We start from the raw sequence: 13147 nt of genomic DNA on the forward strand, positions 1-13147 counted from the left end.
ATAATAGATCACTTAGCTTTGCCTGGATTATTAGCAGTGCCGATACCATCACAAAGAGGGCGATCTTCGGGCATAAGTTTGGAATCTGGATTATTGAGATAGTCACGTACCCAAGTGCAACCCCGCACCATCAGCTCATCTAATCCTTCCACCCGCCACAACTTAACCGTTCCATCTTGACCACTCGTAGCCAGAAGCTTGCCATCAAGACTAAAACTGACGCTCTTGACCTCACCTTTATGACCTTTGAATACAGCCACCTCTTGACCGGATACATCCCATAGACGAGCAGTTGAGTCAGCTCCGGCAGACGCTAGCAACTTACCATCATTACTCCAACGGAGTTTCTGCACCGCACCTATATGACCTTTTAATTCTTTTAGTTGATGACCGGACAAATCCCACAAACGGATAGTGCGATCGCTACTACCTGTAGCCAGTTTTTGACCGTCATTACTCCAAATAACGCTGTTGATCCAGCCTTGATGCGCTTTGAATTCCCTTAGCTGCTGACCTGATAAATTCCATAAGCGAACCATGCCATCCGTTCCTGAGGTAGCTAACAGTTTGCCATCCGGGCTAAAACTGACACTCAGGACGGCACCTTTATGACCTTTGAATTCTCTCAGTTGTTGACCAGACAAATCCCACAAGCGGGCAGTGCCATCCTTTCCTGATGTAGCTAAAAGTTTGCCGTCCGGGCTAAAATTCAGCCCATAGACTTCACCTTTATGACCCTTGAATTCTCTCCGTTGCTTACCAAATAAGTTCCACAAGCGGGCAGTGCCATCCTCTCCTGATGTAGCCAAAAGTTTGCCATTCGGGCTAAAACTAACCTTCCAAACTACACCTTTATGACCTTTGAATTCCGCCAACTGCTCGCCTGATAAATCCCACAGGCGAACAGTGCCATCAGCTCCAGCAGTCGCCAGCATCTCGCCATCCGGGCTAACACTGACACTCCACACTGTGCCTTTGTGCCCTTTGAAATCAATTAGCTGCTGGCGATCTTGCAAATTCCACAAGCGTACAGTACTGTCATATCCAGCTGTAGCCAAAAGCTTGCCGTCATAACTGAAAATAACGCTCCTAACTGAGTCTGAATGCCCTTTAAATTCCCTCAAGAGTTTTCCATTCAAATCCCAGAAGCGAACAACACCGTCCTTGGAACCAGTAGCGAGGTTCTGACCATCGGGACTAAAACTGACGCTAAACACCCAGTTTTGATCTTGATCTCCTAACAATTCTCTCAACTCTTTTCCTTTCAAATCCCACAACTTGGCAGTACCATCCATAGAGGCAGTTGCAAGTTTTTGACCATCCGGACTAAAACTAACACTCAACACCGTATTTTTGTGCCCCAGGAATTTGCTTAATAGTTTGCCGTTCAAATCCCATAACTTGGCAGTGTCATCCCCAGCACCAGTAGCGATCGCCTTACCATCAGGACTGAAACTGATACCCCAGACTTTTTTATTAATACCAGTATTATGGGCAGGAAATTTTTTTAATAATTTTCCCTGCAAATTCCACAAGCGAACGATGCCATCCCCAGAACCAGTGGCGAGAGTCTTACCATTAGGGCTGAAAGTAATGTTATATACTCCTTCTCTATGTCTCGGAAATTCTCTTAATAATTTTCCCTGCAAATCCCACAATTTCGCAGCTCCATCCTCAGCACCAGTTGCCAGTAGCCGACCATCAGGACTAAAGTTGATATTTCTAATTCGCTCTTTAGTGACTACAAATTTAATTAATTTTTTGCCGTGTAAGTCTGACAAACGAACTGTGCCATCAACTCCAGTACTCGCCAGCATCTGACCATTTGGGCTAAAACTGACATCCGTAACTGAGCCTTCATACCCTCCTAAGCGATTGCGTTCGTTGACTTCAGAAGTTACCTGGTGCAGCTTGCCCGTTACTTGATTAATTAAGGTTGTTTGTGGCAGCCACAATTGCTTAACTTCTTTGGCAGCTTGTAAACTTCCGATTAATGCCTCTAATTGATCTGTTTCCAACTTAGCTTCTGAGGAAGCACTTAACGCCTGAATTTGCTCGATTTTTGCTTTGCGCCACTGATATCCAGCAAAGATGGCAAATCCAGCAAAGACAAAAGCTGAGCTAATAGCGGCGAAAAGCAGGCGATGTCTGCGTTGTTTTTCTTGCCTGCGGAGGCGATCGCGCAACTCTACACAAGCCAAGACATATTCTACCTCATCTTGGTTGAGATGCACAAATTTGGGCTGTTTCAACAGCACTTCAGCATCTTCTAATCTTCCCCCCTGATGTATTAAATAGCTGTTTTTGTCTGGCTTATCCTTGTGTTTATGCCAATCTTCTGCTGCCTGATTGATGGTTTCTCGCAGTTGCAAGTCACTGCGGTTCTGGCTCAACCATTCCTGCAACGTTGGCCAATAACGGATTAAAGCTTCATGGGCGACTTCCACCTGTTCCTTCCCGGTAGCTTCGTTCCGACTGGTGACTACTAGCCGCGCCCCTTCACCAGCTAGCTGCTGCACCAACTTCTTAGTCCCTGCCAAGTCGCCCCCACTTGTCACCAGATCCTCTAACTCCACTCGCTGGCGCGTGTCCCGTCCTTTCTCTCCCTGTACGCCATTCTTATCCAAGCGAGTTAAGCGCAAGAAGATATTCTGGACTTGCTCTTGTTCAAATGCTGGTAAGCTATTGTAAAAATCACTAGCCGTCTTAGCGATCGCCTGCTGAACTCTGCCAATCGCCCCGTACTCCTCATCGCACAGCCAGCGTCCGCGCCGCCGCTTCCACAGCTCCTGCAACGCATATTGCAGCAGTGGCATTGCCCCAGGCTCTCCTTGCACATCATTGAGAATCGAGTGGCTCAAGCCAGCTTCAAAGCGCAGTCCCCCACTGTCTGCCTGCATCTTCATCGCTGTAATTAGTTCGGCAGGTTCCATCGGTCCAACCAATTTTTGTCGTGTTTCAATTCGCTTTCTCAGTTCTGGGTAGAAGGTACACTCTCCCAAAAAGTCCGCCCGCATTGTAATTACAACTTTCCGCCGCTGGGCAAGGTGTAACAACTTTTCGATAAATTCTTGCCGATTGGCTTTATCCTCACACAGAGTGAACAGTTCCTCAAATTGGTCTACCACCAATACTGAATACTGCTCTGATATTTTTAATAGTTTTTCTAATTGTCTTTCTAGTTGTTGCAGCGGCTCCCTACCTGGAGTCAGGTAAGCCGACTGTAAGCTTGGCTCCTCTTCTTGAAGCTTAGGAATCAGCCCAGCTAGCACCACGGATGACTTGCCGCTACCCGAAGTGCCAATTACAGCTAAGAAATTATCCTTCGCCAGTTCTTTTTGTAAGTCTTTAATTAGCTCATCGCGCCCAAAGAAGAACTTGTGGTATTTTTCATCGCTGAAGGAAGATAGACCCGGAAAAGGACACTCAGCCTTGTATTCTGGTGGTTCCTTACCCAAAGCTGCCAGAGCATCAAAGCTGATTTCTAGGACTTGGTCGCACAGGTTATCGATCTCTACTATTGCTTGCTTGCGCTCTTCACGGGCTGTGCGTGACTCTGCTCCTTGGGTATCTTTGAGCTTCTCTACCTGCGTTTTAAACCTCTGCTGGAGTACGGAGGCATTAGGGGCGCGTTCTGCGAGGAGTTGCCTAAGTTTGCCAATACCATACTCGATTTCCTCGTCAGTCAGCTCCCGATCGTCGAGGCGATCGCTAAATAAGGGACGCCCACCCAAACGGCTGAACAGAGCCGGAACAGTAATATCATGGCGCTTGGACAGTCCGGCTGTTGCCTCTTGTAGCGCCATGTCTACCTCTCCCGACTCTCTCAGTCGTCGGTAAAAGCTCTGTCCTAAAGCCAAGCCTGTCTCTACGCTCACCTTGCGGGTCATCGCTATTACAGCTGGCATCCCCAAATTTCTCACCAATCTTTGAGCTAATCCACCTAATGCTCCTTCTGCTCTTGGATCGGCACTCTCGCAAGTACACAAAAAGGCAAAGTTAGGTAATCCCCTTTGATAATTACCGATATTCTTCAGCTCTAAGAGCAAGTCTTCTGCTGTAACTGGCAGAACTTGATTGTCAGCTTTTGCCCAGAACAGAACAGTTTCTCCGTTATCCATCAGCTTGCCGTGGCTGACAAAGTGCAGTAATGTGTACGGCTTCTTTGCATTCGTCAGTTGTTTGGACAGTTCTTGTAGCGTTGGTGGCCCGATAGCACCTTCAATATTATTTGCCAGAACCTCATAAGGAATGTCACCAAAGGCTTCTTTCAATCCAGATAAGACAGCTTCAACGTCAAAAGGTGCTAATTGATACTTTCCTATATTAGAGGGACTTGCCACTAGGACAAGTGCCCGCAAGTCACGCCGCCCAATGGGAGGAAAGCGGCGATCGATAATCGTGGGAATGTAAAGGGAAAAGGGTACGCGCTGATCGCGAGCTAAAAGACGCCAAGTCCCATCGGCATCAATAGGAGCGCACAATCTTTCCCAATGCAAGGTTTTGAGTTCGTCATTGTCAGCAGCTTCAATAGATAGCAAAATTCGCAAAGGGGAGTCCTGACTACTCTTAGATAGGGCACGAACAAAAGTCTCGTACACAGCCCCTCGAAAAAGGGCTTTGCCTAGTAGAGTGCCGTATTCCTTCTCGTTCTCTTGCTGTTCTGTGAGTTTGTTAAAGTCATTCTGACTTAGTTGTAGAGTTTCTTTTGAATGGATGGTTAGTCCATCCGGTTGCTTACACCTGACAACAATGGGCCAGCTACTAACGTCTGACTTGCTCTGAATGGTAATCTCGAACTCAAAGGTGTTCATGCGTCATGTCCTGGTGATTATTTCTCGCTCTCCATATCTCAGATAACCAATTATCTGTAGTCAGAGACTATTTATAACAATACTCCGGACAGAATTAAGCAGCAATCGCCCTATAAAAGCGTAAGTCCTCGTAGTTGGGGTGATTTTTTATCAAGGTAGGCTACAAATCTAACTTGGAAATAAAGGTCTCAAGTAGATGCACATTGAGCGCTAGTCGTTTATAAGTGGTTATCGAAAACACAAAGGGTTCAGGGTCAGCTTGGTTCAGTCTCTAGTCAAACTTGGTAAATAAGGCTACCAAACTAGCATTGACAGGACTCGCCGCACATCACCACATCTGCCACCGCAATCCCCCAGGAGGATTGAACCGACAAGAACGCTATATGTATAAGCAAGGAATATTTAATTTCGGATGAATTTTGCATAATTACTGGCATTTTTACGATTAGCGATTAACGATGAACTATTAGCAAAAAGCATAAATAACAAAATTCCTGGTGGAGGTTAGTCTCCACCAGGAATTTTTAAAGTTGTTTCTAAAACGTAGTTATCAATCTTAAGTGACTACGGCGAAACTATTGTTGTGCTTTACCGACGAGAAGTAGAAGAAGTTGCTTCATTGGGGTCGCGGTAAGCTACACGTTCGTCGTGTTTACGACCAGAAAGACCAGCTAAACCAGCTAAACCCAGCAATCCTAGCCAACCCCAATTAAAATCGCGATCGCCTTCATAATTTGCGTTATTCACGTCTTGCCGGGGGGCAGTGGTGGTATCGGGAGCTGTATTCGTGGTAGTGTCGGGAGGTGTATTATCCGTTTGGGCGGAGGCAGGTAGGGTCAAGGGAACCAAAGAGACGCTAGCGGCAAGAACACCAGCACTGACAAGTTTGGACAAATTTGAAATTTTCATCTGTAAAACTCCTATTCTCATGTTTCCAACTGATGGATTTCCAACAGGATCGCCATCCAGCAAATTGGTTTTAAAACTGATGGATAGACATTAAACGTCTACGAAAAAGCTACCCTGTCAGCTTTAGCGGCGAGAAGTAGAGGAACCTACTTCATTAGGGTCGCGGTAAGCGGTTGGTTCGTTGTTCTTACGACCAGCAAGACCTGCCAAACCTGCCAAACCTAACAATCCTAACCAACCCCAATCAAAATCGCGATCGCCTTCGTTATTCGTATTATCTACGCCTTGGCTAGGGGCAGTGGTGGTGGTTGTATCGGGAGCTGTATTATTAGTTTGGGCGGAAGCAGGTAGGGTCAAGGGAACCAAAGCGACGCTAGCTGCAAGAACACCAGCACCCACCAATTTGGACAAGTTTGAATTCTTCATGTGTAAATCTCCTCTTTTGTTACTCTTAATTTATCGAGTATCAAGAGAATCCAAATCCCTCTGTAGCTGGAAACTTCCCATTCTCTGTGTTATTACTGAAGAGATAGAAAAAGCCTTTTCCAGGAGATGGATATATACAGCTAAAGCCGTATATACATTTACTGCAAATCTTATTTTTTTTCTCCCAGGTGTCGTTGTAGTTGTTTGAGAGTTTGATACATCTCTGGGAGACGATGGTAAATAGCTGCTGCCTTAAGGAACACTTTGTGGGGAATCGCTGGAGTGCCGGTGACAATGGCACCGGGTTCGACATCATTGTGGATGCCTGCTTTGGCGGTAGCGATCGCGCCATCTCCAATATGCGCTTGATTGGCAATCCCCACCTGTCCGGCTAACAGCACGCGATTGCCAACGGTAACGCCGCCTGCCATCCCCACCTGTCCGGCTAAGGCACAGTTAGAGCCTACCTTACAGCCGTGACCGATATGCACCAAGTTGTCAATTTTCGTGTTTTGGGCGACGCGGGTTTCTCCCACGGCGGGGCGGTCAATGGTACTATTGCAGCCAACTTCGACGCCATCTTCCAGAACAGTGTAGCCAGACTGCTCCATTTTGAACCAGCCAGTCGGGGTGGGGACAAACCCAAAGCCTTCAGCACCGAGGACGGCACCGCTATGAATGACGCAATCTGCGCCGATCCGGGTGCGTTCGTGGATGGAACAATTGGCGTGTAATATAGTGCGATCGCCTATCTGCACGTCTGGGTAAATGACTACATTCGGGTGAATGATGACAGCATTCCCAATCTCTGTTCCCGCCTCAATGACTGCATGAGCGCCGATGTAGACATTTTGACCAACTTTGGCGTCGGGATGAATCACTGCTGTGGGATGGATTGCAGGCGCTGGACGGAAAGGTTTATAGAAAAGAGCGATCGCTGCGGCAAACATTAATCGCGGATCGGATACCGCAATCCAGGCAATTCCCCGCTCAGATGCTTGTGCTTGTAGCTTTTCATCCAGCGGTAAAATTAAGGCACTGGCAGAGGTTTTCCCCACAAAAGCCGCAAATTTCGCCCCCTCTATGTAGCTGAGGGTGGCAACGGCAGCCTCATCGACAGGTGCCACTCCCGTAATTTCCGGGTTGCAATCTGTATTGGAGGTCAAACTATTGCAGGCGGCAGCAGCACCCAGTTTTTCGACAATTTCGTGAAATTTCATCGGCATATCAATGGACAACTGTGAATAAATTGGCAGCTATACAAAAGATTCATCAAGAATTTGCACCGCCAAGACACAATTAAAAATTAAATCTTTGGCTTCTTAATTTTTAATTTTTAATTTTTAATTTTTAATTTCTTCCTTGCCCATTGCTTGACCCGCTAAGTAAGCGGTCGTCCAGGCACTCTGAAAGTTAAAGCCACCCGTTACGCCGTCAATATCGAGGATTTCTCCGGCAAAGTAAAGCCCCGGACAGATGCGGCTTTCCATTGTCTTGAAGTTCACTTCCTTTAAGTTGATACCGCCACAGGTGACGAATTCTTCCTTAAAGACACCCTTCCCCTGAATTTGGTACTTACCCTCGGAAAGTTCTTGAATCAGCTGATTGAGAACTTTATTCGATAATTCCGCCCAACGCTGTTCCCCACTAATCCCAACAGCAGCAATTAAACTCTGCCAAAGGCGTCGAGGCAAGGGAAGCGGACAGCTGGTGGAAACGGCGCGTTGGGGCAATTGGGACTTAACTGCGAAGAGCATTTCCCGCAGCTTTTCTGGGTTGTACTGGGGCAGCCAATTAATTTGCAATGTTGCCTGATAATTGCAATCGTGCAGCACTCTGGCAGCCCAAGCCGACAGTTTCAAGGCAGCAGGGCCACTCAAACCCCAGTGGGTAATCAGCAATGGCCCTATTTGTTCTAGCTGGGTTTTACCGGCACTGAATAAACGCAGACGCGCACTTTCCACGCTTACCCCAGCTAAATCTTGCAACCGGGGGTCGGAAATCGTAAAAGTGAATAGAGAGGGAACGGGTGGTTCAATCGTGTGCCCTAAAACTTTGCAAAAGCGGTAGCCTTGGGGGTTGCTGCCGGTAGCGAGGAGAAGGCGATCGCACTTGAGGATCTCTCCAGACTTCAACTTGATCTCAAAGCCGGTGTTGAGTGGTTGATTCAACTCAGGAGTAACTTGCCGGGAAATCCCATCAACAGGTGTCTCCCTGCGAATCTGCACCCCAGATGCCTTTGCTGCCTCAAACAGACAATCCACAATTGTTTCTGAACTATCTGTGACGGGAAACATCCGTCCATCCGGTTCAGTTTTCAATTCGACACCGCGATCGCTAAACCAAGCGACTGTATCTTTAGCTTGGAAACGACTAAAAGCCCCCCGAAGCGCTTTTCCGCCTCTGGGATAATATTGCACTAAACCACCGGGGTCAAAGCAAGCATGAGTAACATTGCATCGCCCGCCGCCAGAAATGCGAACTTTAGTTAAGGGTTGTCGTCCTGCTTCTAACAAAATTACTTGCGCTTGGGGATAAGTTTCGGCACAGGTAATTGCACCAAAAAAACCCGCTGCCCCACCGCCAATGACCACTACTTTTAAAGGTTGCACAATCAAGCTATTGCCGATGTCACGGAATATTTTCCGTACAGATGCGATATCATCTATCTACTCGTCGTATGGTTCAAAATCCGCTTTTGCGGCTCCGCAGACAGGACATACCCAGTCTTCGGGGATATTTTCAAATGGCGTACCCGGTGAGATATCGCCATCTGGGTCGCCCTCTTGTGGATCGTAGATGTATCCGCAAACTGTACATATATACTTCTGCATTATCGCTCCTCAACAATTTACCTATATATATTAAAAGCCTATGTAGTCGAAATTACATAGGTTTTTGCATAACACATTGTTAATCTTCGAGGAACTTAAGCCAAAATTCCGTAGGCTGGGTTGAGGAACGAAACCCAGCAAACCCTATACGGCGTTAGGTAACACTCTCGTTCAACCCAACAACCGACAGTTTAAGACAAATCAAAGGTTTTGAAACCCGCGCAGGCAGGTAAAGTCTCGTGTAGACGCGGTTTCAACCGCCCAGTTAAGAATGCTATAGCTTTGCTTTAGCCTTCGACCAAAAGCCGTGTTCGTCTTGTTCAAATTGCTCAGAAACGACATCCCAGGCATGATGTTCGGCTTTTGATTCATCGCCAGATTCTTCTAGCGCTTTGTTGTAATTGGCGATAAATGTCCTTTGAGCATCCTCTGAGAGGTGAGAACGAACTTCCGGGGACAAATCGCCAGGAGTTTCCAGTTTCCCAGCGCGTTTGCGGGGTAATGTGGTTTCGCTGGTATGGACTTCTTCGCCACCAGCACTTTCTAGCAGCAGCTGAATTTCACCGGATTGATTGGCTGGGACTTCCACAACTACCAGAAAATCTCCAGCTTCGATGCGAGTTTGATAAACGGCGGCTTTGTCTTCTGGCATTCCCAAAGCGACCAAAGCGGAGACTAAACCAGCGCCCGCTGCACCCGCTAAAGCGCCACTTGCTGCACCCAGCAACGCCGCACCAATCGGTCCAGCCGCCACGACTGACCCCACAAAAGGAATGAACAGCACTCCCACGCCAGTCAGCAAACCAAGGGCTGAACCAAATAAGGAACCAAAGATGCCTCCGCTTCTCAGCCCGCCTAAAATCACATCTTTTTTGGTGATGAATCCAGCGATGCGGGTTTCAGAATGAAAGTTTTTGCCGATTACTGAAATATCGTCGCGGGGAATACCGCGATCGAGCAAGCGGTGAATCACGTTCTCAATTTGTTCGCGATCTTTGAAAACGGCTGATATACTGCGTTCTACGGTGGAAACACTAGGCTGTGTAGTTGGGTTTGTCGCGGTCATGCACTGCTCCTGAAATTTGTTTTTAAATTTTTGTTAATTCCTTTTGGAGAATACCGAACATGACAATTCCAGCGAATCGCCCCCAGGGTTGAGATTAAATGTATTTAAAGATACTTAACGACTAAACAAAGTTTGAAAGACAAAGCAATTATCGTCGAGTGCGCTGAACGCCGTAAGCAATCCCAGTGGCAATTGAAAGCAAAATTAATATCCAGATAACGCCGCCAGGGATGAAAGTGAGAATTCCAAATCCTCTCAACAGATACACTGCAATTGTCAGCCCTACAACACTGGCAAAAATAGAAGAAATCAGGGTTTCGGGGTTAGGAGTTTGGCTCACAGACTCGACCAAATAAATAGTTAAAACAGAATATTGCGATCGCCTCGGCTACGTCCGCCCAAGCTGGAAATTGCCGCCGAGGATACCAGCACCCAAGGTCAAGAAAACTCATACCATTTCACCTGGTCATTATTGTTACATACTGAGTCGCCCAAACAGCGATGGAGGATCAAATTAGGAGATTAGCCAACCATCTTTCGTTTCAAGTCCGAGCAACCTGTGTTAGCTTGACATCGAATTACTATTGATCGAGGAGTAGCTGAGTTAGCATGAGTATACTTTTTCCGTCGGACTCGATGGATGCCGCCTCAGACTTGTCGCTGAGAAAGAGATACTCAACGGCGCTTTTGCAAGGTGAGATTTTGATAGAAACGCAGATGCGCTCAACTTGGGGGGGTGCTGTTACTGCCCAAATGTACTTGCCAATCGAGCGATCGCGCGTTTGGCAGCAAGTGACAGACTATCCCCGTTGGGTGCAATATTTCCCAGATGTCATTCACTCTGAGGTACTCCACCCCAACGTCTCCTTGCCCGTTGGCTTACCGGAAGCAAGGAGGGACAAGTGTGTTTACCAAGTTGCTACCAAAACTTTCCTGTTTCTCAGTCTTCAGGTTGAGGCTTACCTGAGGGTATCTGAGATCGTGCAGCAGCAAATTCATTTTCGCTTGGAAAAAGGTACTTTTACCGATTTCTGTGCTGACTTAAGTTTGCAAGATTACGAGAATGGGACTTTGCTCACCTATACGGTAAAAGCAACGCCCAATATCCCAGTGCCGTCAATTTTTATCGAACAGGCAATGCAACTGGAATTGCCTGTGAATATGCGAACCATGCGCCAGGTTATGTGCGGCAGTTAAAAGGGGCGAAAAACCCGTTTAATTCCTAATACACATGGATTATCGGGTGATAACGACACCTTGTAGCATCGTTCCTCGGATATCCGCCTGGTATAGATTAGCATTGTTAAAGTCAGCCCCAAGCAAGTTGGCATTTCTCAGCTTGGCACCTGTCAAGTTAGCAAATCTCAAAGTCGCTTTTTGCAGGTCAGCACCTTCTAAATTGGCACCCGTTAAGCGAGTAAATCTCAGGAAGGCATTTTGTAAGTTAGCGTTTTTGAGCTGGGCGCGATCTAAGTCAGCTACGTATAAGTTAGCACTAGCCAGATTGGCTCCGGTTAGGTTGGCTTTCCTCAAGTTAGCCCGTTGCAGGTTCGCTTCTCTCAAGTCGGCACCGCTTAAATCGGCACCGGCAAGGTCGCACCCTACGCATTCTTTCGTTTCCAGCAATCGTTTGACGTGTCCCAAATTTGCCGCTTGTACGGGCGTCGCTAGCCATAGCGGCACCGATAAAGCGGCGGCAACCAGTATTGTGAGTTTCATGACGTTTATCGCCTCCTAAGCTTATTATCCAGCGAGGCGTTGTCTATGAGGAGAAAGAGAACCGCCACGTCTGTCTATCCGGTTTGGTTAGTCTAATCGTGTTTCATAACGCCTCTTCCTAAAGTCGTCCGAGGCGATGAGAAACGGTTCCGGCAAGTTTTAATTAACTTACTTGGCAATGCAGTCAAGTTTACAGAAATTGGCGTTATAACTTTCAAAGTAGGCTATCAGGCGGAGAAAACCCGGTTTCAGGTGGAAGATACAGGCATTGGTATTGCACCGGAGCAATTAGAAGCAATATTTCTGCCATTCCAGCAGGTGGGCGAGAAGAGCCGCGAGACTGAAGGAACGGGATTAGGACTGACAATTAGCCGTCAATTAGTTCAACTGATGGGTGCTGAAGGTCAAGAGTACCCTCCGCCTGCTGAGGAAATCGCAGTCTTGCTCGATCTAGGCAAGGAAAGGCGATCTCAGAGGCATCATAGAGCGATCTGCTTACCTTGAGGCGTTGGATCGGCAATGAATACCGTTTCCCACCCATTTTTGTCAACTCGCCAAAGGTTTTAAAGGGAAATAAGTCCTGAAGTTTATTAAAGAATTTAAGAGGGATGAATGAGTGTTGATACGGTCGAAAAAGGAGCCATCTTTTACGTTTAATAATATTCGTCGGCTTGATATCCTGGTGAATCACCTGATGTTCGTGGACAAATTGCAGGACGGGCAACAAATCATTTAATAAGTCTCGAAGTTGTTCTTCACTGAATGCTTCCTGCCGTTCCAAGTTTTGACCTAATTCCTGCCCTTCGATATATTGCTGCACCAGATACAGGCGTTTATCTTGCTCGAAATAGGCAAATAAACTGGGAATTTGTGGATGTTGTTCTCCCAGTTGCAGTAACTGCCTCCCTTCTTGCTCAAATAGCTGAGTTGCCTTCTGCATTGCCGCTGAATTGCCTTGAATTTCTGGGACTGGCAAAAATTGCTTGATTACACAAGCAGCTTTTAGCCTGTCTGCATCTTCAGCCAAGAAAGTTCTGCCAAATCCACCCTCACCCAGAGGCGCGATCGCACGATATCGATCCTTGAGCAGTAACTTGGTTCCGCAACTTGTACAAAAATTTGTGTCAACAGGGTTTTGAGGCTTGTTGCAAGCTGAATTCAGGCAATAGCTCATACAAAGATCGGCAAATTGACTCTATGATAAAGCTTTTTGTGGGGCGGACATCTCTCTCCTTGTTACCAGCTAAGGTAGAGACAGAAAAATCGCTGCCTTGGATTGCGTCGCGCGATCGCTAACTTACCCAAAGTCAAAATTTATCTTTAAATCTTTCTCTTGATAATAGTTTTTAAAGCTAAACTTGCAAATTATATAACTTGGG

11 protein-coding genes and 1 pseudogene are annotated in these 13147 nt (G+C 46.9%); 2 read left to right on the forward strand and 10 right to left on the reverse strand.

All coding sequences use genetic code 11. The features are described from left to right. Positions 1-8: 8 nt before the first annotated feature. The 8 genes from ACFW2W_RS25005 to ACFW2W_RS25040 all read right to left on the reverse strand — a co-directional run bounded on the left by ACFW2W_RS25005 (position 9) and on the right by ACFW2W_RS25040 (position 10389). A complete protein-coding gene (locus tag ACFW2W_RS25005) occupies positions 9-4814 on the reverse strand; it encodes a CHAT domain-containing protein (protein ID WP_378184477.1) in 4806 nt (1601 codons plus the stop codon). A 588-nt stretch (positions 4815-5402) separates the two neighbouring features. Then, positions 5403-5723, reverse strand: a complete 321-nt coding sequence (locus tag ACFW2W_RS25010; RefSeq protein ID WP_378184478.1) for a WGxxGxxG family protein — start codon at positions 5721-5723, stop codon at positions 5403-5405. 123 nt (positions 5724-5846) lie between these two features. Then, positions 5847-6149 (reverse strand): WGxxGxxG family protein, encoded by a 303-nt coding sequence (locus ACFW2W_RS25015; RefSeq protein WP_378184479.1) that lies wholly within the window; start codon positions 6147-6149, stop codon positions 5847-5849. A 170-nt stretch (positions 6150-6319) separates the two neighbouring features. After that, the gene (gene lpxD, locus ACFW2W_RS25020; protein ID WP_378184480.1) at positions 6320-7369 is read right to left on the reverse strand and encodes a UDP-3-O-(3-hydroxymyristoyl)glucosamine N-acyltransferase; all 1050 of its coding nucleotides are present in this window, start codon (positions 7367-7369) and stop codon (positions 6320-6322) included. 123 nt (positions 7370-7492) lie between these two features. Continuing rightward, complete coding sequence (locus ACFW2W_RS25025) at positions 7493-8761, reverse strand: NAD(P)/FAD-dependent oxidoreductase (RefSeq protein ID WP_378184481.1); 1269 nt, start codon at positions 8759-8761, stop codon at positions 7493-7495. 57 nt (positions 8762-8818) lie between these two features. Continuing rightward, a complete protein-coding gene (gene rd, locus ACFW2W_RS25030; protein WP_378184482.1) occupies positions 8819-8983 on the reverse strand; it encodes a rubredoxin in 165 nt (54 codons plus the stop codon). 274 nt (positions 8984-9257) lie between these two features. Next, positions 9258-10049 carry a ChaB family protein gene (locus ACFW2W_RS25035; protein ID WP_378184483.1) on the reverse strand — a complete coding sequence of 264 codons (792 nt, stop codon included), beginning with the start codon at positions 10047-10049 and terminating at the stop codon, positions 9258-9260. Between the two features lie 148 nt (positions 10050-10197). Beyond that, positions 10198-10389 (reverse strand): hypothetical protein, encoded by a 192-nt coding sequence (locus tag ACFW2W_RS25040; protein WP_378184484.1) that lies wholly within the window; start codon positions 10387-10389, stop codon positions 10198-10200. A 269-nt stretch (positions 10390-10658) separates the two neighbouring features. Here ACFW2W_RS25040 and ACFW2W_RS25045 point away from each other — a divergent pair, with 269 nt between their 5' ends. After that, entirely contained in the window at positions 10659-11246 is a 588-nt protein-coding gene (locus tag ACFW2W_RS25045) for an SRPBCC family protein (protein WP_378184485.1), read from the forward strand. 39 nt (positions 11247-11285) lie between these two features. Here ACFW2W_RS25045 and ACFW2W_RS25050 read toward each other — a convergent pair whose 3' ends face one another. After that, on the reverse strand, positions 11286-11768 hold the full coding sequence (locus ACFW2W_RS25050) for a pentapeptide repeat-containing protein (RefSeq protein ID WP_378184486.1): 483 nt from the start codon (positions 11766-11768) through the stop codon (positions 11286-11288). 105 nt (positions 11769-11873) lie between these two features. Between ACFW2W_RS25050 and ACFW2W_RS25055 the strand changes: the two are divergent. Then, positions 11874-12170, forward strand: a pseudogene (locus tag ACFW2W_RS25055) (ATP-binding protein); the annotation flags it as partial. On the opposite strand, the gene ACFW2W_RS25060 reads toward ACFW2W_RS25055, so the two are convergent. Then, positions 12136-12942, reverse strand: a complete 807-nt coding sequence (locus ACFW2W_RS25060) for a protein kinase (protein WP_378184487.1) — start codon at positions 12940-12942, stop codon at positions 12136-12138. The pseudogene ACFW2W_RS25055 and the gene ACFW2W_RS25060 overlap by 35 nt on opposite strands. Between the last annotated feature and the right edge of the window lie 205 nt (positions 12943-13147).

Origin of the sequence: Coleofasciculus sp. H7-2, from assembly GCF_042747725.1 — a bacterium.
Classification (GTDB): Bacteria; Cyanobacteriota; Cyanobacteriia; order Cyanobacteriales; family FACHB-T130; genus FACHB-T130.